This window comes from Burkholderia sp. IO2 (genome assembly GCF_029522185.1).
GTDB classification, from domain to species: Bacteria; Pseudomonadota; Gammaproteobacteria; order Burkholderiales; family Burkholderiaceae; genus Burkholderia; species Burkholderia cenocepacia.
Window position 1 is genome coordinate 39470 of the sequence record NZ_JAKWFH010000041.1, and the last position, 20076, is coordinate 59545.

General features: G+C 68.0%; 18 protein-coding genes. 6 read left to right on the forward strand and 12 right to left on the reverse strand.

Features of this window, described 5'->3' with window-relative positions; all coding sequences use genetic code 11:
- The first annotated feature begins 17 nt into the window (after positions 1–17).
- Positions 18–2462 carry a fimbria/pilus outer membrane usher protein gene (locus tag MMB92_RS24265; RefSeq protein WP_277562995.1) on the forward strand — a complete coding sequence of 815 codons (2445 nt, stop codon included), beginning with the start codon at positions 18–20 and terminating at the stop codon, positions 2460–2462.
- Between the two features lie 60 nt (positions 2463–2522).
- Here MMB92_RS24265 and MMB92_RS24270 read toward each other — a convergent pair whose 3' ends face one another.
- The 3 genes from MMB92_RS24270 to MMB92_RS24280 form a co-directional block, all read right to left on the reverse strand.
- Positions 2523–3161: an OmpW family outer membrane protein gene (locus tag MMB92_RS24270; protein WP_006488120.1), complete on the reverse strand. Its 639-nt coding sequence runs from the start codon at positions 3159–3161 to the stop codon at positions 2523–2525.
- Positions 3162–3226: 65 nt separating this feature from the next.
- The gene (locus MMB92_RS24275; RefSeq protein WP_277562996.1) at positions 3227–4417 is read right to left on the reverse strand and encodes a nitronate monooxygenase family protein; all 1191 of its coding nucleotides are present in this window, start codon (positions 4415–4417) and stop codon (positions 3227–3229) included.
- Positions 4418–4540: 123 nt separating this feature from the next.
- Positions 4541–5977 carry an aldehyde dehydrogenase family protein gene (locus MMB92_RS24280; RefSeq protein ID WP_277562997.1) on the reverse strand — a complete coding sequence of 479 codons (1437 nt, stop codon included), beginning with the start codon at positions 5975–5977 and terminating at the stop codon, positions 4541–4543.
- A 268-nt stretch (positions 5978–6245) separates the two neighbouring features.
- Here MMB92_RS24280 and MMB92_RS24285 point away from each other — a divergent pair, with 268 nt between their 5' ends.
- The gene (locus MMB92_RS24285; RefSeq protein WP_006488152.1) at positions 6246–6611 is read left to right on the forward strand and encodes a hypothetical protein; all 366 of its coding nucleotides are present in this window, start codon (positions 6246–6248) and stop codon (positions 6609–6611) included.
- A gap of 145 nt (positions 6612–6756) precedes the next feature.
- On the opposite strand, the gene MMB92_RS24290 is transcribed toward MMB92_RS24285, so the two are convergent.
- The gene (locus tag MMB92_RS24290; protein WP_006493163.1) at positions 6757–7245 is read right to left on the reverse strand and encodes a DUF2501 domain-containing protein; all 489 of its coding nucleotides are present in this window, start codon (positions 7243–7245) and stop codon (positions 6757–6759) included.
- 238 nt (positions 7246–7483) lie between these two features.
- Here MMB92_RS24290 and MMB92_RS24295 point away from each other — a divergent pair, with 238 nt between their 5' ends.
- Together MMB92_RS24295 and MMB92_RS24300 are read left to right on the forward strand one after the other, a co-directional pair.
- Positions 7484–8047, forward strand: a complete 564-nt coding sequence (locus MMB92_RS24295; protein ID WP_277563001.1) for a hypothetical protein — start codon at positions 7484–7486, stop codon at positions 8045–8047.
- 16 nt (positions 8048–8063) lie between these two features.
- Positions 8064–8660 (forward strand): polysaccharide deacetylase family protein, encoded by a 597-nt coding sequence (locus MMB92_RS24300; protein WP_006485231.1) that lies wholly within the window; start codon positions 8064–8066, stop codon positions 8658–8660.
- Here MMB92_RS24300 and MMB92_RS24305 read toward each other — a convergent pair.
- Positions 8657–9658: a phosphotransferase gene (locus MMB92_RS24305; RefSeq protein ID WP_277562998.1), complete on the reverse strand. Its 1002-nt coding sequence runs from the start codon at positions 9656–9658 to the stop codon at positions 8657–8659. The genes MMB92_RS24300 and MMB92_RS24305 overlap by 4 nt on opposite strands.
- Here MMB92_RS24305 and MMB92_RS24310 point away from each other — a divergent pair.
- Positions 9657–10346, forward strand: a complete 690-nt coding sequence (locus MMB92_RS24310) for a CmcI family methyltransferase (RefSeq protein ID WP_048986488.1) — start codon at positions 9657–9659, stop codon at positions 10344–10346. The two genes, MMB92_RS24305 and MMB92_RS24310, sit on opposite strands and share 2 nt — an antisense overlap.
- Here the strand turns inward: MMB92_RS24310 and MMB92_RS24315 are convergent.
- The 6 genes from MMB92_RS24315 to MMB92_RS24340 form a co-directional block, all read right to left on the reverse strand.
- On the reverse strand, positions 10303–11511 hold the full coding sequence (locus MMB92_RS24315) for a glycosyltransferase (protein WP_124633689.1): 1209 nt from the start codon (positions 11509–11511) through the stop codon (positions 10303–10305). The two genes, MMB92_RS24310 and MMB92_RS24315, sit on opposite strands and share 44 nt — an antisense overlap.
- A gap of 7 nt (positions 11512–11518) precedes the next feature.
- A complete protein-coding gene (locus MMB92_RS24320) occupies positions 11519–12586 on the reverse strand; it encodes an asparagine synthase-related protein (RefSeq protein WP_277562999.1) in 1068 nt (355 codons plus the stop codon).
- Complete coding sequence (locus tag MMB92_RS24325) at positions 12583–13461, reverse strand: 4Fe-4S cluster-binding domain-containing protein (protein ID WP_077020197.1); 879 nt, start codon at positions 13459–13461, stop codon at positions 12583–12585. The genes MMB92_RS24320 and MMB92_RS24325 overlap by 4 nt, the downstream gene beginning before the upstream one ends.
- Before the next feature lies 1 nt (position 13462).
- Positions 13463–14461, reverse strand: coding sequence for a hypothetical protein (locus tag MMB92_RS24330; RefSeq protein ID WP_058901505.1), 999 nt, complete (start codon positions 14459–14461; stop codon positions 13463–13465).
- On the reverse strand, positions 14462–15211 hold the full coding sequence (locus tag MMB92_RS24335; protein WP_058901506.1) for an FkbM family methyltransferase: 750 nt from the start codon (positions 15209–15211) through the stop codon (positions 14462–14464).
- Between the two features lie 232 nt (positions 15212–15443).
- Complete coding sequence (locus tag MMB92_RS24340) at positions 15444–17036, reverse strand: ABC-F family ATPase (RefSeq protein WP_006485248.1); 1593 nt, start codon at positions 17034–17036, stop codon at positions 15444–15446.
- A 168-nt stretch (positions 17037–17204) separates the two neighbouring features.
- Between MMB92_RS24340 and MMB92_RS24345 the strand changes: the two genes are divergently transcribed.
- Positions 17205–17657 carry a lipocalin-like domain-containing protein gene (locus MMB92_RS24345; RefSeq protein WP_034201722.1) on the forward strand — a complete coding sequence of 151 codons (453 nt, stop codon included), beginning with the start codon at positions 17205–17207 and terminating at the stop codon, positions 17655–17657.
- 103 nt (positions 17658–17760) lie between these two features.
- On the opposite strand, the gene MMB92_RS24350 is transcribed toward MMB92_RS24345, so the two are convergent.
- A complete protein-coding gene (locus tag MMB92_RS24350; RefSeq protein WP_275523734.1) occupies positions 17761–20073 on the reverse strand; it encodes an AsmA family protein in 2313 nt (770 codons plus the stop codon).
- Positions 20074–20076: the final 3 nt, after the last annotated feature.

Consider the following 20076-nt stretch of genomic DNA (forward strand, 5'->3'; position numbering starts at 1 on the left):
TCGTTTTCGGACCGTCCATGTCGCGCTCCGCTCATCGCCGAAACGCACTGCTCGCGCTCGGGCTGTACGTCGGCGCTGGCAGCGCGCCGTGCGCAGCGCCGGCCGGCCCCGCACACCCGTCGACCGACGCGCTCGAATTCGACGCAGGCGCGTTGCGCGAGCACGGTATCGACGCCACGACCAGCCGCTATTTCGCGCACGCACCGCGCTTCATGCCGGGTCTCTCGGCCGTCCGGCTGACGGTCAACGGCCGGCGCGCCGGCCGTGCCGATGCGCGTTTCGACACCGACGGCAACCTGTGCGTCACGCCCGAGCTGTTGCGTGCGGCCGGCCTCGTCGCGCCCGACACGTTCCGCGACGCGACCGCCTGCCACGATTACCGGCGCGCGTATCCGCAGGCGATCGTCACGTTGCGCCCGGCCGACGGCGCGATCGATTTCGTCGTACCGGCCGACGCCCTCGATACGCGCCCGCGCACGCCGGATACGTTCGCACGCGGCGGTCTCGCCGGCCTGGTCAACTACGACGTGCTTGCGATGACGACACGCAATCCGGCCGGCACGTCGCAGTACTGGCAGGCCGCGACCGAGGCCGGATTCAACGCATCGGACTGGATCGTGCACAGCAGCCAGATCGTCACGTCGGTGGACGGCCGCGTGGGCGTCGAGCATCAGGCGGCTTACGCGCAGCGCACCTTCGCCGCGCGCGGCACGACGCTGCAGGCCGGGCAGATCGTTCCGCAATCGACGCTGTTCACGGTGGGCCGGATGTTCGGCGTGCAGACGTTTCCCGACGAAGCGCTGGCCGCCGCGCCCGGCGCCGCTGCCCGGGTGACCGGGATCGCCCGGACGCAGGCACGCGTGGAGGTGCGCCAGCTCGGCGTGCTGATCCACGCGTCGCAGGTGCCGCCCGGACCGTTTTCGCTGGGCGACCTGCCGCTCGTCAGCGGCGCCGCGGATCTCGATGTGACGGTGGTCGAGGCAACCGGCGGCGTTCAGCACTTCGTCGTGCCGGGCGCGTCGCTGCCCGGCGCCGGGCTCGCGGCGGCGCAAGGGCTGGCGATCGCCGTCGGCCGCGTGCAGAACGACGGATACGCGCAAGCGCCGTGGCTCGCGACCGCCACGCGCGGCTGGCAGATCCGGCAGCGTGCGCGGCTGAGCGCCGGCATCCTCGCGTCGTCGCCGTTGCAGTCGGGCGCCGCGCGCGTCGAATTCGCGCCGCTTGCCGGGCTCGGTGCGGCCGTCGGCATCGACGTCAGCCGCACCGCCGCCCGACGCGGCACCCAGGCCCGCATCGCATTGGCGAACACGCTCGACACGGCGCTGCGCGCCAGTCTGTCGTTCGTGCGACGCACGCCCGGATACCGGGAGCTGACCGACGCCGTCCGGTCGCTGGACGCCTTCACGCCACCCTCGCATACCCAGTTCGCGACCACACTCGGCTGGCACGATCGCGCACTCGGCGCGCTGTCGTTCGACTACACGCGCGTCGGGCTGTTCGACGGCCCCGCGCTGCAGCGCGTGTCCGGCACGTGGACGCGTCCGTTCGGACGCGCATCGGTCGCGCTGAACGTGAACCGCACGCTCGGCAGCCGCGGCGCGGGCGGCACCCAGGTCTACGTGAACATGAGCGTGCCGATCGGCCGTCGCAACGTCGGCACCTATGCGAACCTCGACGGCCATGCGGTGCGTTCCGGCGCACGCTACGCCGACACGTTCGGCCGTACCGGCCACTACAGCGTCGCGGCCGACTACGACACCGCGAGCCGGTCGCCGTCGATCCGCGCGAGCGTCAGCGCGACGCCGAACCATGCGCGCGCCACCGTCAACGCGGGCGTGTTCGGGGCCGGCCGCTCGATGTTCAGCGTCAACCTGCGCGGCGCGCTCGCGTGGATCGATGGCGCCGGCATGCTGTCGCCGTATGCGATTCGCGACACGTTCGCGCTCGCGCGCGTCGGCGAACAGCCGGGCATCGAACTCGCGACGCCGTCCGGCCCGGTATGGACCGATCGGCGCGGCCGGGCCGTCATCGCGTCGCTGCCCGCATACGCGCAAACCTTCATCCGGATCAGGACGAAAGACCTGCCGCGCAATATCGATCTGAAGAACGGCATGCAGACCGTCGAAGCAGGTCGCGGCTCGGTGAGCCGTGTCGAATTCGCCGTCGAGACGACGCGGCGCGTGTTGCTGACCGTGACGCAAGCGAACGGCGCGGCGTTGCCGGTGCTGTCGACCGTCATCGACGACGACGACCGGTTCGTGACCGTATCCGCGAGCGCGGGCAAGCTGCTGCTCGCGGGCGCGCAGTTGAGCATGCCGCTGCGCGTCGTGCTGCCGGACGGCCAGCACTGTCGGCTGACGATCGCACTGCCGGACCGGCCGCCCGTCACGACGCGCTACTACGAGCGGGCCGACGCGCGCTGCGAGCCGGACCCCGATACCGCCCGCGACGCCCGCACATAAAAAAAGCGGCATGCCGACCGCCATGCCGCCAACCCCAACTCTGTTCTTGTTCCGTCGCGTCTAGAACTTCATCCCGACGCCCACGCCGACGATCAGCGGATCGATGTGCAGCGTGCCGATGCCCTTGTCGCCCAGCGTCGCATCGGTGCTCATCCAGATCTTCTTCACGTCGACGTTCATGAACACCTTCTTCGTCAGCTGCACGTCCACGCCGAACTGCAGCGCGGGGCCGAAGCTGCTCTTGTTGATCGACACGCCCTCACCGCCGACGTTGAGTCCGTTGTTGTAGAAATACGTGTAGTTCAACCCGGCGCCGACGTACGGGCGCACCTTGCCCGCATGGTTGAAGTGATACTGCAGCAGCAGTGTCGGCGGCAGCACGCCCACGCCGCCGAGATTGCCGAGACTCGACGTCAACTGATGCCGCGACGTGCCGAGGATCAGCTCGACGCCGAGGTAGTCGCGGATCATGTACGTGAAGTCGAGCTCGGGCACGATCGCGTTGTTCACGCCCGTGTTGATCGCGCCGAGCGTGTCGCTCGCGCGCTCGTTCGGCTGGATGCTGATCGCGCGAAGCCGAACCAGTACGTCACCCTGATGGATGCCGTCGCCCGGCGACGCCGCGTGCGACAGCGACGGCATCGCGATGGTGGCCGCGACGGCGGCAGCGGTGACACAAGTTCGAATCGTTTTATGCATGGTACGGACCCCCAAAGAATGGTTTCCATTCTCCCTGTAGGGTCTTTTCGTCATCTTGATATTGGTCAAGCCAGCGTAAACGTGGGACGGTTTGCCGCAGGCTCGGTCGCACTGCCCGTCAGCAGCAGGTCGAGCAGATCGCGCACGCTGCGGATCGCGCGGCCGAACGGCAACGCCTCCCGGCCGCGGAAGAACAGACCGTTCGCGACATCGCCGCGCAACGCGGCCGCGAGCCGCGTATCGATGCAGAAGTGGCCGAATTTCTCGATGCCGTCACGCAGGCCGCATACGCTCAGGCATTCGAGCGCGGTCGGGCAGCGCTGCTTCAGCGCGCCGAGCTTGGTGCGAATGCGTGTCTCGTTGCGCAGGTAACGATCGAGCCACGGCGTCTTCACCGCGCGTGCCGGCAGCCCCGTCACGCTGACGAATTCGACGATGTCGTCAGGCGTCGCATCGGCGAGCACGCGCTTGAAATGCGGATGCGCATCGCCTTCCTCGGTCACCGCGAACGGCGTCCCGACCTGCACGCCGTCCGCGCCAGCCGCGAACGCCGCGCGCACCGTATCGTGACTGTTGATCCCGCCGGCCACGATCAGCGGGATCGTGTCGCGGGCGATGCCGAGCGACGCCATCACCTGCGCGGTCTCGTCGAGCACGCGCGCGAAATCGAAACGGGCGTCGTGCATGTCGTCGATCTGCGTAACGCCGAGGTGGCCGCCCGCGTGCGCCGGATGCTCGATCACGATCGCGTCGGGCAGGCGCCCCTTCTTCATCCACTTCTTCAGCACCAGCGCGATCCCGCGGCTGTCCGACAGGATCGGGATCAGCGCGATGTCGTGCCCGTGCGTGAGGTCGGGCAAGTCGAGCGGCAGACCCGCGCCCATCACGATCGCGTCGGCGCCCTCGGCGCACGCGACCCGCACGTAGTCCGCATGCGCGCTCACCGCCTTCATCACGTTGACCGCGATCATCCCGCGCCCTTCGCTGTACGTTTTCGCGAGACGGATCTCGCGCGCGAGCGCGTCGAGGTTCGCCGCTTCGAGCGTCGCGCGATCGGGTTGCGCGCGGCAACGCTCGAGCAAATCCGCGTGATGGTGGCGCAGGTCGATGCTCGCGATCGTGCCGACCGCGCCTTCGCGCGCGACGCTGCCCGCCAGCCGGTGCGCGGAGATGCCGACGCCCATGCCGCCCTGCACGACGGGCAGCAAGGTGCGGCCGCGAATCGTCAGCGGCGGAAAGGAAGTGCGTACGGTCATCTGAAACCTCGTCGGAACATCGGAACCGCGATGATCGACGATCCACCGCCGCGCACCTTGACGGCCGTCAATAAAAAAACGGCACGCGAACGTGCCGTCTCCGGTTCGGGCCGCGCGCGGCGCTCAGGCCGGCTTGGCCGGCTTCAACTGCATCGACTTGTATTCGAGATACTCTTCGAGCCCGTATACGCCGTTCTCGCGGCCGTGCCCGGACTGCTTGAAGCCGCCGAACGGCGCGGCGCCGTTCCACGTGCCGCCGTTGATGTCGACCTGCCCGGTGCGGATGCGGCGCGCAACGCGCATCGCGCGTTCGTCGCTGCCGGCCCACACCGCGCCGCCGAGCCCGTACGGCGAATCGTTCGCGATCCGCACGGCTTCGTCTTCATCGCGATACGTGATGATCGACAGCACCGGCCCGAAGATCTCTTCCTGCGCGATCGTCGATTTCGGATCGACGCGGCCGAACACGGTCGGCTTCACGAAGAAGCCCTTCGCGAGCCCTTCCGGCAACCCGGTGCCGCCCGTCACGAGTTCCGCGCCTTCGTCGATGCCGCGCTGGATGTAGGCCTGCACGCGCTGCTGCTGCACGGCCGACGCCAGCGCGCCGAGGCGCGTCGCCTCCTGCCGCGGGTCGCCCGCGACGTACGTTTCGGCCGCGGCCTTCGCGATCTCGCGCGCTTCGTCGTAGCGAGCTTCCGGCACCAGCATCCGCGTATGCGCGGAGCAGGTCTGGCCGGCGTTCAGGTAGCACGCGTTGACGGTGCCCTTCACCGCCGTCGCGAAATCGGCGTCGTCGAGGATCACCGATGCCGACTTGCCGCCGAGCTCCAGCGCGACGCGCTTGACGCCCGCGGCCGCCAGTTCGGCCACGCGCTTGCCCGCGCGCGTCGAGCCGGTGAACGACACCATGTCGACGTCCGGGTCGGTCGCCAGCACCTCGCCGACGACCGGGCCATACCCGCACACGAGGTTGAACACGCCGGCCGGCAGCCCGGCCTCGTGGATCGCTTCGGCGAGCATGAACGCGTTGAGCGGCGCGACTTCGGACGGCTTCAGCACCACCGTGCAGCCGGCCGCGAGCGCCGGCGCGACCTTCAGCGTGATCTGGTTGAGCGGGTAGTTCCACGGCGTGATCGCCGCGACGACGCCGACCGGCTCGCGCACCACCAGCGAATTGCAGACCCGGGCCTCGAATTCGAACGATTCGGCGAGCTTCGCGTACGCCTTCCAGTTGTAGATCGGGCCGCCGACCTGGATCGCGCGCGACAGCTTGATCGGCATGCCGACTTCGCCGGTGATCGACTGCGCGAGTTCCTCGCTGCGCGCCTGCAGATGCTCGACGATCTTGCGCAGATAGCCCGCGCGCGTCGCGGCCGGCATGGCCGCCCACGCGTCGAAGGCCGCGCGCGCCGCGCGGATCGCGTCCTGTGCGTCGGACGCGACGCCCTCGGGAATCCGGCCGATCACGGCTTCGGTGCCCGAGTCGATCACGTCGATCGTGCCGGTGCCGGCCGGTTTGCGCCATGCGCCGTCGATGTAGAACTGGTCGTAGATTTTCATCGTGTTCCGCCTCCAGGGAAGCCGCCATTCTAGCGAGCGTTTCGGTGACGGGTGTGACGAATGACAGCGATTCGAAAGGACCGGCGCCCCGTCGCGCCGGTGCTCCGCCGCCCGCCGCACACGGCCGGCGCGGCATCCGTCGGGTCGCCGCCACGTCAGCATCCGCCCGGGTGCGCGGCCGGGCCCGCATCGTGCTATGTTTTTGATATCGGCATCGGCCCGTTGCGGCCGGCGCCGCCCGGAATCGACGCACTTCGTGAGCGCTGCCATGTCCGACGCATCCCATACCCTCGGCTCGCAAGACCGCCTGGAGCTGCTTTGCTGGCTCACCTGCGGCAACCTCGGCGCGTTTTACCTCAACGAATCATGGCCGGACGCCGCGTTCCAGGTGCAGGCCGCGCACCGCTGGCTCGACCGCCATCACCGCCAGGCCGACTGGCTGTCGGTCGCCAGGCTCGCGGCGCTCGCGCAGGACATCGCGAAGCGGCATGCGGGGTTCGTCGACGCGTCGTGGGCGCGCGACGCGGTCGAGGAAATCGTCGATACCGACGATCTCGACTATCGGGCCAAACTCGTGCAATGGGTGTACGAAGACTGCTGCAAGGCGCTCGCGGACAAGCGGCTGGCGGATTGAGCCGCGCGGACCGCGCCCGGGCCGCGGCATCGCCTGACGGGATACGCGCTGTTCGTCGTGACGAACGTCACGGCCGGAATGACTGCCGGGGCACGGCGCATGTGCGCCGCCCCGGCGCCGGCACGCGCAACGCGTGCCGATGCGTTTACAGCAGCGACTTGGCCTGCGTGAGCACCTTGTCGCAGATCTGCTTGGTCACCTGCTGCTTCAGGCCGCCGCCGCTCAGGTCGAGCTTGCTGCCGTTGCCTGCGTCGAGAATCCCGCTCGCACCGCTCGTATAGCCACTGTCGGACGACGCGGACGCGTTGCCGCCGAGCTTGCCGATCAGCGCGTCCTTCACCGACGCCGCGCCGCCGCCGGTCGCGCCGCCGAGATAGTTGTTCTGGATGCAAAACTGCAGCAGGCCCGCGACGTTGCCCGTGCTGCCCGGCATCAGCGACGCACCGCCGCCGCCCGTCAGCGCGCCGCCGAGGCCGCCGAGGTTGCCGAGCGCCCCGCCCGCGCTGCCGCCGGAATCACCGCCCCCGCCGACCTGTTTCAGGACGTCGCCCAGTTGCGCGTGGGCGACCGAAAACGGCGCGAGCAATCCGATCAGCGCGCCGGCAACGGTCGCGCGGTAAAGACGTGCATTCATGTAAAGCCTCCCGGTTGTGATTGCGTGAGTACCGCGAATCGCATCCAAGGATACTCAATCGACCGTGGCATGACAGCCTTCGACGCCGCGTGAAACGTCAGGCATCGTGATATCGCAGCGATTTGACAATGCTTGACGGGCGTTTCCGTGTCGCAGGCCCGCGCGAAGCGTCATAGAATCGTCGTCGGCCGCCTGACCGCTGCGATCCGACATCCACCTCGAAATGAATGACCCTCGCGTGGCGCTTGCCCATCGATTTTTGCTGATCGCCGGCGCATCGGCCGCACTCATGGCCGGCGCCGATGCCACCGATGTCGCCGCTGCGGCGCCCGTAGCCACGACGGCTTCGGCCTGCACGTCGCCTTCGTTCGACCGTTATCCGGCACCGACCGCCGCCCGTGCGCCGCGCAAGCCGGCTGCCACGCCTCGGCTCACCAGCAAGGAAGCGCGCCTGTACCGCACCGTCATTCGCGACGAATTCGCGCAACCGGCCAATTTTGCCGGTCACTACCGCGTCGCGATCTGGGGTTGCGGAACGGATTGCCGAAATTTCGCGATCGTCGACAAGGACACGGGTGCGACGTACACGATGCCCGGCGTGAAATCCATCTCGGGCGTGATGGGCAATGACGACGAACGTGTCGACTTCCGTGCCGGCAGCACGCTGCTGATCGTCGCCGGCTGCTTCAACGATGCGTGCGACGACAGCTACGCGAAAGCGGCCCGGTTCTTCTACGAATGGACCGGTTCGCGGCTGCGTCCAGTCGGCCGGTGTCCGCTGGCCATCGAGCCGGTTCAATAAGCGGCCCGGGCCAGCCATGACGACCATTCACCTCAGTTTCGACGACGGCCCCGGCCCCTCGACGCCTGCGCTGCTCGACGTGCTGCACGACGCATCGTGCACGGCGACCTTCTTCGTGCTCGGCAAGCATCTCGCGGGCGCGCTCGACGTCGCAACGAGAATCGCGCGCGACGGCCACCGGCTCGGCAACCACACGTATTCGCACGCGAAACCGGGCGCGCTCGCCGACGCCGCGCTGATCGACGAGATCGACACGACCGACGCGCTGATTCGCGACGTCTACCGTCGCGCCGGCCTTGCCGCGCCGGACACGATCCCGCTGCGCCTTCCATACGGGTTGATGCCGCAGGACGGTCGCGCGGCCGTGCTCGCGCGCGCGCAACGCGAACACACGGGCTGGACCGCGATACTGGACGACTGGCAACGGCCGGCGCCGTCGCCGCACGCGCTGTTCGACGCGATGTGCGCGCATGCCGATGCCTGCGCGGCGCAGCATCGCGACGTGCTGTTCTGCCTGCACGATGGATCGCGGCACGGCGACGCGCGGCCCCACACGGTCGAAGCGGTGCGGCTGTTCCTGAACCGGCAGCGCGCTGCCGCCACGCCCCGTTAGCCCGCGGGCACCGCCCCATCCAGCAACTGCCGCCAGCCGCCGAGAAATCCGATGCCGGGCCCGGGCATCCACAACCCGCGCTGCGCGGCTTCGAGGTGGATCAGCGTCTGGTCCGCGCAGAACAGCGTCGTCAGCGCGTCGTGGTGGTCGCGCAGCCAAGCCGGCGCCGCATCCGGACGCGTCGCCGCATAAGCGTCGAGACTGGCCACCCATCGCCCGCGGTCGAACACGAAGCCATCGTCCCGGTCCGCATCGCGCGACAGCGCGAACGACGCAAAGGCCGCCTCGAGCCATGGCGCGCCCTGGCCCACGTCGTCGAAATCCAGCACGCCGTTCACCGCGTTGCCGACGTACAGCAGGTTGCCCGCGTGATAATCGCCGTGCAGCCAATGCGCCGGCCCCGTCAGCCACGCCGCCGCCGCGTCGAGATGCGCGCCGATCCGGCGGATCACCGTGTCGTAGGCATCGTTCAAATCGCCCGGCAGCGACGGCATCGCGCGCGCCGCGACGCGCGCATGCCGCGCGGACAGCCACGCCAGCGGCGCCGCTTCGCTCGCGGGTATCGCGGGTATCGCGGCCAGTGCCGTATGCAGATGCGCGAGCGTGCGCATCGCATCGGTCGCCCCCGCGTGCGGGTCGTTCGGCAGGCCGGGACGGCCGTCGATATGCTCGAACAGATGCAGCCAGCGTCCGTCGGGCAGCCGCACGCCGGTTCGCGCGTCGACGGTCGGCCGCAGCCGCGGCAGCGCGGGCAGCCGCGGCGCCGTGCGTGCCGCGCCGAGACGGCCGAGGATCGACGCCTCGCGCTGCATCTGCCCGAGCGGCTTGCCGGCCCACGACACGCGCAGCACCGCGCGCCCCGCATCGCACTCGACGAGATACGTTTTGTTAGTATGGCCCGACGCCAGCGCCTGCAGGCGCGCCGGCCCGATGTTCCAGTACCGGTGAAGCCACGGTTCCAGCGTTTTCACGTCACTCCTACTCGTTGCATTGACCATGTCAGAGCGTCCTTCGGCCCGCATGCGGGACATCAACATCGAATGGCTGACGCGCGCCGCCGAATTCGGCCACCTGTTCCAGACCCGCTGGCTCGGCGAGCGCTTCTTCCATCTCCCCGGCGACATGCTCGCGCTGCAGGAACTGATCTGGCGCGAGCGCCCCGACTGCATCGTCCAGACCGGCATCGCGGCGGGCGGCGGCGTGGTGTTCACCGCGTCGATGCTGGAACTCGCGGGCAATCACGGCCGCGTCGTCGCAATCGAGCCGCGCCTGCGCGACGAGGTCCGCCAGCGCCTGCAATCGCACCGCCTCACCGATCGCATGGTGCTGATCGAAGGCGAATCGTGCGCGCCCGACACGCTTGCATCGGTGCGTACGCAGATCGACGACGGCGCGCGCGTGATGGCGATCCTCGATCTCACGCACACGCACGCGCACGTGCTGCGCGAACTCGAATGCTATGCGCCGTTCGTGACGCCCGGCAGCTACGCGATCGTGATGGACACCATCATGGAGTATCTGCCCGAGTCGATGTTCGACGGCAAGCCGTACGGCCGCGGCAACAACCCGGCCACGGCCACACGCGAATTCCTCGCCCGCGACGATCGCTTCGAAGTCGACCACGACATCGAGGACCGCGTGCTCATGACGCTGTCGCCAGGCGGGTTCCTGAAGCGAGTGCGCTGATCAGGCGGGCCGCTTGCGCGGAGCCGTCGCGCGCCGCATAGCTGTCGCGGATCCGCGCCGCGTGTTCGCGCAACGGTCCGGCGCGTAACAGGCGTTCGAGCGCATCGGTAATGTCCGCGACACCCGCCTGCTGCAGATCGAGCACGCAGCCCGCACCGGCCCGCTCGACGAAGTGCGCCGAATGAAACTGGTCGTTGCAGAACGGCGACAGCAGCATCGGCACGCCGCACGCGAGCGACTCCATCACCGAATTCGCGCCGCCGTGGCTGACGAACGCGTGCGTGCGCCGCAGCAGCGCCAGTTGCGGCGCGTAACGTACCGCGATCACGCGTGCGTCACCGGCCGGCAGCAGATCCGAATCGACCAGTTCACCCACCGACAGCAGCAGTTGCGCGGACGTCGCGCGCGTCGCGTCGATCACCTTCGCGAACAGGTCCGGATGGTAGTAAAGCTGGCTGCCGAGCGACATGTAGACGAGCGGCCGATCCGCGTCGAGGCGCTCCCACGGGAACGCCGTCTCGTCGCCGCGCGGGCCCGACGGCATCGCAGGGCCGACCAGTTCGACACCCGCGGGCGGCGCGCCGACCAGCGCGTCGGTCGTGAACGCGAGCGTCAGGTGCGGCGACAGCACGTCGCAACCGCGAAAGCGTGCGTCGAGGCCGTAGCGCGCGAACAGGCGCGTGCGTTCCGGTGCGAGCCATCGCACCGTGCGCAGCAGTTCCGAATCGAGATCGTCCGGCAGCACCGGATTCAGCGAATTCGACATCGACACCCACGGCAGCCCTTCCAGCTCCGCGGCAATCGCCGCCGCATAGAGCAGCGGATCGATCACGACCACGTCGGGCTGCCATTCGCGCAGCACCGCGCGGATGCCGTCCACCTGCGCGGGCGCGAGGTCGATCAGCAGCGTGCGGATCCAGTGCCGCAGCCAGTCGGCGTCGCGAATGTTCGCGGCGAAGCTTGCGCCGCGCGACAGGTCGTGGCGCTCGGGCGTCTCGCGCGGCCCGACGAACGCGAAACCGCCGGCGCCGTCGAGCTGGTCGCTGATGTCGGCCGGCGCATAGAACGCGACGTCGCAACCGGCGGCGCGCAGATGCTGGGCCGGGCCGATGCACGGATTGACGTGGCCCTTCTCGGGCACCACGCAGAACAGGATGCGTTTCATGAACGGCTCAGGTGGGGCGATGCACGGCATCGGGATGAAGGCGATCGAGATGATCGAGGATCAGGGTCAGCGTCGTCCACAGCACGCGTTCGGTATCCGTCTGCAAAGCGGGCGCGGCCACGCCGAGCGTGTCGGCCAGCGCATGCGTGCGGTCGCGATCGAGCAGCGTCGCGAGATCCATCGCCGGCGCGAGCCGCCCGCGCTTGGGACCGTGCACGAGACGGTCCGGCAGGTTCAGGCGCGCCCCGAGATCGCGCAGGCACTGCTTGTTCGGATCGGGCGCGATGCTCGTCAGATGCGCGACGACGGCGGCATCGACGAACGGCGGATGCAGATCCACCGACGCGGCGTCGAACAATGCGTGACACAGCGGCAGATAGTTGGCCGACCGGTCGCGGCGCAATACCTGATCCGCACCGTCGCCGGTTATCGCGGCCTCGACGCCGTCCGCTGCCATCGCCTCGGCCAGCAGCAGCTTCGCGACCGGATGCAGGTTGAACATCGGCTCCTCGACCGCATGGGTCGTTCTCGGCAGCGCCGCGATGAAATCGGCCTCGGTCGCGCGCACGATCTTCACGTTCGCCTGCATCTGCGTGGCGAATTCGAGCGCCGCGTCGCGTTCGCAGTAATCGGGCATGTCGGTCACGAGGATGTAGGCCGTCACGTGCCGCAATGCGCCGAGCTCGCGCAGCAACGCGAGCAGCAGCGCCGAATCGAGCCCGCCGCTCAGCGCCAGCGCGACCCGCTTGCCGCTGTCGAGCGCGCGCTGCAGCGCCGCGCGCAGCGCGGTGCCCAGATCGGCGGGCTGCGGCCGCCCGGGCGCCGGCTGCACCGTCAGCCCCTGCGGCGACCGGATCAGTGCATGGCCGGGCGGCACCGCGAGCACGTCGCGCAGCACGGTGCGGCCGACGAGGCGCTCGCCGCTCAGGTAGCCCGCGATGGCGGCCGCGTCCGGGGCGCCGGCCGGTTGCCCCGACGCCCGCAATACGGCGCGGATACCCGACGCCGACACGCCGCTGCGCGGATGGTAGTGCAGACGATCGAAACCGAACGGGTCGCGCGTGCCGACGATCATGGATAACGAGCCTTCAAGGTGTCCACTTCAATGCGTTTGAGGATGCGATGCGGCGCCACCGGCGCGCTGCCGCCCTGACAATGCAGGCACGCTTCGAGCGGCGTCTCGCGTTGCAGATAGGCGAGCATCGCGTCGAGCATGCCCGCATCGTCGCGCAGCGGCAGGCCATCGGCCTGAAAATCCTTCTCGCCCTGGTACAGCGTATGGAAATGCGCGGGGCGCGTGCACGTGTAGAACATGCCGTCGCGAATCATATGGCAGCGCTCGCGAATCCAGCAATCGTGGTAAAGGCGTCGGGCTTCGTCGCGATCCGTGCCCGCCTGGGCGCGGTTCATCGTCGTGAACACGTCCTGCACCTTCCAGTTCAGGCGCACGTCGAAGCGCGCGGCCTGGCGCTCGACATGCGCGATCAGTTCGGCGGAAAGCGCGGGCTTCGGATAGCGCGAGATCGTCAGCGCATCCACCGCTTGCCAGAACGCGTCGGGCATCTCGCCGAGTTTCAGGCCGTTGGTCGTGACCGAGATCACGGGCGCGATGCCGGTCGCGCGTACGCGCTCGATCATTTCGACGAGCGCCGGATGCAGCAACGGCTCGCCGCCGACCAGCTTGAACATGCGCGGGCGCAACACCTTCGCGGCCTTGCGCAGATCGGCTTCGATCGATGCGGGGCTCGCGTACCACTCGGGCAACAGCGGCGACAGCGAGCAGCATTCCGCGCAGGTCAGGTTGCAGTGATCGACGATATGCGCTTCCAGCGAGCGCGTCTGCACGCGCCCGTCCTCGACGCGGTAATCGCGATCCAGCGGCGGCGGAAACACGTGTTGCCGCTCGCCGGAGCGCGGCGGATTCGGGATCTGGTTCGGATTCGCACTCACATCAGCTTCCTGCTTCCACGCAACGGGAAAAGAAATCGATCAGATGGCCACGCGCGTCCACCATCGCGGACGCCATCGTCACCGCGCCGTTCAGGTGCGACGCGAAGCACGACGGATCGTGAAGCCAGCCTTGCACGATCCACAGCTTGAGCGCGTGCTGCACGCACGCGGCATCGACCGCCCACGCGATGTGCGCGGGGTTCACCGGCCGCACCCGCTGGTAAGCACGCACGAATGCTTGCGCGAGGTGCGGCGCTTCCAGCGGCAAATGATTCAGGCAGCGCACCAGCTCGTATTCTCGAGGCGCGCCGATCGACGCTTCCCAGTCGACGATCAGCGGCGGCAGCGTGCCCATGAACAGATAGTTGAACTGGTTGTAATCGTTGTGGATCGGGTGCTGCGGATCGTCGGCCGGAAACGCTTCGATGCTGCCCGGATAGTAGCGGTCGAGCATGCGCAGCGCGAGATCGACGTAGCGGCGCAGGTTCGTCGCGTCGGCGGCGTTCGCATCGGCTCGATCGAGTGCATCCAGCAGGTTCCGGCGTACCGCATCCGCGTCGATCGACGTCAGTCGCGCACGGATCGTATCGAGCGACGGCAGATGCAGTCGTTCGAGGCTCACGTGCAACGCGGCCAGACTCGCGCCGAGCGCATCCCATTCGGCTGGCGAGAACGTATCGTAGGTCTTGAATTGCCCGGCTTCCCAGCGCGTCAGCATCGCGTGCGCATGTTGCCCTGACCACAGCGATGCGCCGGACGTCGTGCGCTCGAGCGTCTGCACATGAAAACGGAGGTCGTCATGCGTTTCCAGATGCGCGAGCACGGCGGTTTCCTTGACTGCGCGCGCATGGTGTTCGAGCGCATAGAGTTTCACTGCCACGCCCGCGCCGCCGCTGGTCGGCAGATGCCACACCCGTTCGCTCACTTGCGTCGGCGGCCCGCCGCGACCGAGGTCGTACGCGCCGCGAATCTCGTCGAAGGTGACGGCGAGCGAATCCATTCAGATGTGCTCGGCCGGCCCGTGCCGATACGGATGGCCCGTCAGAAACGTGTTGTGTCCGACGTAGCGCAGCTTGTACATCGCCGGCCGGAACAACACCGACGGATCGTTGTTCGCGATGCCGAGCAGCGGGTACAGGTCGTGTCGCACGAAAAACGCGTTATTGCCCATGTCGTCGCAGCAGACGAGTTCATAGCCTTTATCGCGGCCGAGATGCACGAGCGATTCGAGGCTCGCGCCGTAATAGGTCGAGCCGTCCCATTCGTGGTCCGGATTGAAGCACATGACCCACCGCTCCGGCGGCGTGTAGTACGGGTTGTATTCGATCACGACGATGCGCGGCTCAAACGCTTGCAGCCCGCGCCACACCCAGTAATCGTTGCCGTCGATGTCGATCGACAGCAGGTCGAAGTCGGCCGGTACGTTCGCGTCGGTGAGCAGTCGGTCGACCGTGTCGGGCTGCACGCGATCATGGTGCAGGCGGACGCGTTCCACGCCCGCGTAGTGCGCGGCAAGCTTGCCGAACCGGTATGCGCTGCCTTCCACGAGTACGCCGGCCCAATCGTGTTCACGCAGCAACCGCGCCGTGTTGCTGTTGCGCAGGCCGTCGCTCGCGCCGATATCGACGCAGAAGCGGTTGGTCGGCGCGATCCGCTCCATCAGGCGCGCCAGGATGCCCTCCTCGGTGCCCTGCGCGTACAGGCTGGGCGCAAGGCCGGACAGGTCGAGCGGGCGAGGATGGTCCTGCATCGAGGGCGGCTCCGGGGTGAAATGGGGAATGATGGGGCGTTGGGTGGGTAATTTACCTGAAGTCGATTACGCGGAGGAAACTCGGATGCGCGATGCGGTCGCGTTTTACCGCAGTGGATATGAAAAAGCCCGCATCGACATTACTGTCGATGCGGGCTTGTGGCGGTTCCGGCGATTCGCTCCGTCCGGTATGCCTACCGTGCACCCACGACCGGAGAAAACCTCAGGACACTTACTCCTGCCCCTGACTCGTCAGGAACTCCTCGTAATTCCCGCCGAAGTCGAACAGCGTGCCATCCGTCTTCACTTCGATGATCCGGTTCGCCAGCCCGCTTACGAACTCACGGTCGTGCGACACGAAAATCAGCGTGCCTTCGAACTGCTCGAGCGCGATCTGCAGCGACTCGATCGATTCCATGTCCATGTGGTTGGTCGGCTCGTCCATCAGCAGCACGTTGTGGCGGCCGAGCATCAGCTTGCCCCAGATCATGCGGCCCTTCTCGCCGCCCGACAGCACCTTCACCGACTTCTTGATGTCGTCCGACGAGAACAGCAGGCGGCCCAGCGTGCCGCGCACCATCGTTTCGTCGTCGCCGTCCTTGCGGTACTGGTCGATCCAGTCCATCAGCGTGATGTCGTTCGGGAACTCCTCGTACGTGTCCTGCGGCATGTAGCCGACGTTCGCGTTCTCCGACCACTTCACCGTGCCGTGATCGAGCGGCAGCGCGCCGAGCAGCGAGCGCAGCAGCGTCGTCTTGCCCGCGCCGTTCTCGCCGATGATCGCGATGCGCTCGCCCGGCTGCACCGACAGGTTGAAGTTCTGGAAGATCGTGCGCTCGTACTTCTTCGTGATCTCTTCGGCGACCACCGCGACATTGTGCAGCTTCTTCTCGAACTCGAAGCGGATGAACGGGTTCTGGCGCGACGACGGCTTGAATTCCTCGATCTTGATCTTGTCGATCTGCTTCGCGCGGCTGGTGGCCTGGCGCGCCTTCGACTTGTTCGCCGAGAAGCGGCGCACGAAGTCCTGCAGTTCGGCCACGCGCTCCTTCGCACGCGCGTTCGCCGCAGCCTGGCGCTCGCGCGCCTGGGCCGACGCGAGCATGTAGTCGTCGTAGTTGCCCGGCCAGACCTTCAGCGTGCCGAAATCCATGTCGGCCATGTGCGTGCACACCGAGTTCAGGAAGTGACGATCGTGCGAGATGATGATCATCGTCGAGTTGTACTCGTTGAGCGTGTGCTCGAGCCAACGGATCGAGTTGATGTCGAGGTTGTTGGTCGGTTCGTCGAGCAGCAGCACGTCCGGCTTCGAGAACAGCGCCTGCGCGAGCAGCACGCGCAGCTTCCAGCCCGGCGCGACGTCGGCCATCGTGCCGTTGTGGAACTTCTCCTCGATGCCGATGCCGAGCAGCAGCGCGCCCGCGCGCGCTTCGGCGTCGTAGCCGCCGTATTCGGCGAACTTGCCCTCGAGCTCGGCCGCGTGCATGTAGTCGTCGTCGGTGGCTTCCGGGTTCGCGTAGATCGCGTCACGCTCGGTCATCGCGGCCCACATCTCGGTGTGGCCCATCATCACGACGTCGAGCACGCGCACGTCTTCGTACGCAAACTGGTCCTGGCGCAGCTTGCCCAGGCGGACGTTCGGCTCCAGCGCGACGTTGCCGGCGCTCGGCTCGAGGTCGCCGCCGAGGATCTTCATGAAGGTCGACTTGCCACAGCCGTTCGCGCCGATCAGACCGTAGCGGTTGCCCTCGCCGAATTTGACCGAGATATTCTCGAACAAGGGCTTCGGCCCGAATTGCATCGTGATGTTGGCAGTAGAAAGCACGGCAGGTCCCGTTAAGAGAGAAATCGACGGAAAACCGTGTATTTTAGCAGGTGTCGGAGAAACTGCCGACCGCACCGCCCCGGCGGCGTATTCCCGGCCTCAGGCCCGGCGCCGGCGGCCCGTCAATACGACGGCACGCGCTGCACCGCCGTCTCACCGGAATCCCGCATGCTCGCCAGCCAGCTTCGCGAACAACTCGTCGGCGCATGGCGCCTCGTGTCCTACGAAATCCGCCCACGCGACGGCAGCACCGTCACCTATCCGCTCGGCCGCGACGCGCGCGGCTGGATCCTGTACACGCCCGACGGCTACATGTCCGCGCAGCTGATGGCGGCCGGCCGCCCGCCCTACGCGGACGGCGACCTGCAGGGCGGCAGCGTCGAGGAGCGCGCGGCCGCGGCGCGCGGCTACATCGCGTATTCAGGCCCCTTTAATGTCGACGACGACGGCATGTTGACCCATGAAATGGACGTCAGCCTGTATCCGAACTGGATCGGTAACGTCCAGCAGCGTGTCGTCAGCCTGGACGGCAACCGGCTGCAGCTCAGCACGGCCGGACCGGTTCGGATCGACGGCCGGGAGGTCGAGCCGGTGATCGTCTGGGCACGCGCCGGCCGCTGAGCGTGCCTGGGGCGCAGCACGGCCGTCGCGCGGCCGGCCGCGGCCGGCCGCGGCCATGATACCGATGCCGCACCATCGCGCATGCCGCTCCCGCGGCTGCGCGTCACTTGCCGGCCTTCTTGGCCGCTTGCTGCGCCGCCTTCGCCTTCATCTGCCCGAACAGTTCGGAGCACGGCACGTCGCGGTTGTTGCTCGGCGCGATCAGCGGGATCAGCGCCGCGAACGGGTTGATCAGCCCGAGGCCGACCATCGCGCCGGCGCGCAGGGCAAGCGCGCCCGCATCGACGCCGACCTTCGGGTTCTTGAACGTGCCCTTCGCATACAACGGCGAGCGCAGCGAGAAGATCCGGAAGCCCTTCGTGTGCGGATGGATCTTCAGGTCGAGCGATTCGTCGCGCAGGTTGATCGGGCCGTCGACGTTGATGAGCGCATCGTCGGTATCGAGCGCGAACACCTTCGGGTCGAGCATGCCGTCGGTCGCCGCGAAATCGATCGCCGCGCAGTTGATGTTGACGTCGCGGTTGCCGAACAGCTTCTCGTAGACCACGTTCGCAACGTTCAACCCCGCGGCCTCCATCAGCAAGCGGCTGATGCGGCCGTTGGTGATGAGCGCCTTCACTTCGCCGGTCGACGTCGCCGCGAGCGCGGCCGGCGAATTGCCCGTTGCCGACAGCGACGCGTCGCCGTTGATTTCGCCGAGCGCCGTCTGCATCACCTTCTGCGTCGGGAACAGCTGCTTGAGCTTCAGATGCCGCGCGGCCAGCGTGAAGCGGCCCTTGAGCGGCGTGCGGCTGCCGTCGAGATGCGCGTTGGTCGCGAGCGTGCCGCCCGCGACGCCGAACTGCAGCGGCTCGAGCGACAGCACGCCGTCCTGCAGCAGGATGTGCGTGTACAGGTTGGTGATCGGCAACTGCGGGCTCTTGATCAGCTTGCGGCCGGTGAACTTCACGTCCGCGTCGATCGCGCTCCAGCGTTCGGTACGGAACGTCGCCACCGGCAGCACGCGGTCGGGCGGCTGACGCGTCGTGTCGCCGCGCTTGGCCTTGCTCGCGGCCGTATCGGCGCCGATCACCGGTGCGAGATCGGAGAACTGCAGCAGGTTCGACACGAGTTCGCCCGACAGCTTCGGACGCGGTTCGCGCTGCGCCCAGGTGAGCGTGCCGCCGAGATCGCTGCCGCCGACGCGACCGTTGAAGTTCTCGTAGCGGAAGGTGCTCGCATGCGGCTTGAAGTTGCCGATCAAGCGCCCTTCGGTCGCGTACGGCGGCGTATCGGGCAGCGTGATGCCGGTGAACTGGTAAAGGTGCGACATCGACGTGCCCTGCAGCCACAGCCGCAAGTCGAGCGCGGCGAGATGCATCGGGTCGGTCAGCGTGCCGACGATCGCGAGCCGCGTATCGCCGGCCTTCACGTCGGCCTGCAGCGGGAACGGCCGCGACGTATCCTGGATCGCGAGCACGCCGCCGACCTTGCCGGTACCGTTGATCGGCACGTTCTTGTAGCGGCCGTCGACCTTCAGCCCGAATGCATAGGTCGGACCGGACGGTTTCGCGGGCGCCGCGGCCCCGCTCGCGCCGGACGCGGCAGTCGCCGTCGATGCGGAACGCACGGACGCGGCGGACGCACCCGACGCACCCGACGCAGCCGATGAACCCGCCGAACCGGCAGCAGCCGAAGCAGCCGACGCCCCCGACGACGCAGCCGCGCTCGGAGCCGACGCGCTCGACGCGGCCTGCGCATCGGCCTTCGCACCCAGTTGCGCGGCGCCGTGCTTGCCGACGCGCTGCGCCGACGCCGCACGCGACGTCTGCTCCTGCTCCTTCAGCACGTCGCCGAGCGGGATCGGCTGGCCGAGCGTATCGATCGCGACGGTCAGGTCGGCCTTCGTGATCGCGTCGCGATACGTGACGGTGCCCTTCGCGAACCCGAAGCTGTCGAGCCGCACCTTCCACCGCGAAGGCTGCGACGATTGCTTGAACTGGAAGGTCCACGTATTGGTGCCGTCCGCGCGCCGCTCGAGATCGACGGCAGGATTCACGACGTCGATCGACGGGATGACGATTTCATGTGCCAGCAGCGGCAGGATCGCGAGATCGAAGTGCGCGGCATCGAGCGTGACGAACTTGGGTGCCTTCGCCCAGTCGGGATTGCCGATCTCGAGCTGGGTGGCCGAAAAGCTCGGCCAGGGCACCCATGCGCGCCAGCCGGTCTCGCCATCGGGGCGACGCCAGCCGACCTTGAGGTCGCCGTTGATCGCGAACGGGCGGCCGAGTGCGGCACTCACCTGTTCGTTGACCCACGGTTTCGCCCGGTTCCAGTCGAACGTGAAGAGAAAGACGCCGGCCGCCGCGATGAGCACCGCGACGATACCGACGATCCATGCAGCCGATTTGCCGATGGCTCGGGTTAGCGTCATGGC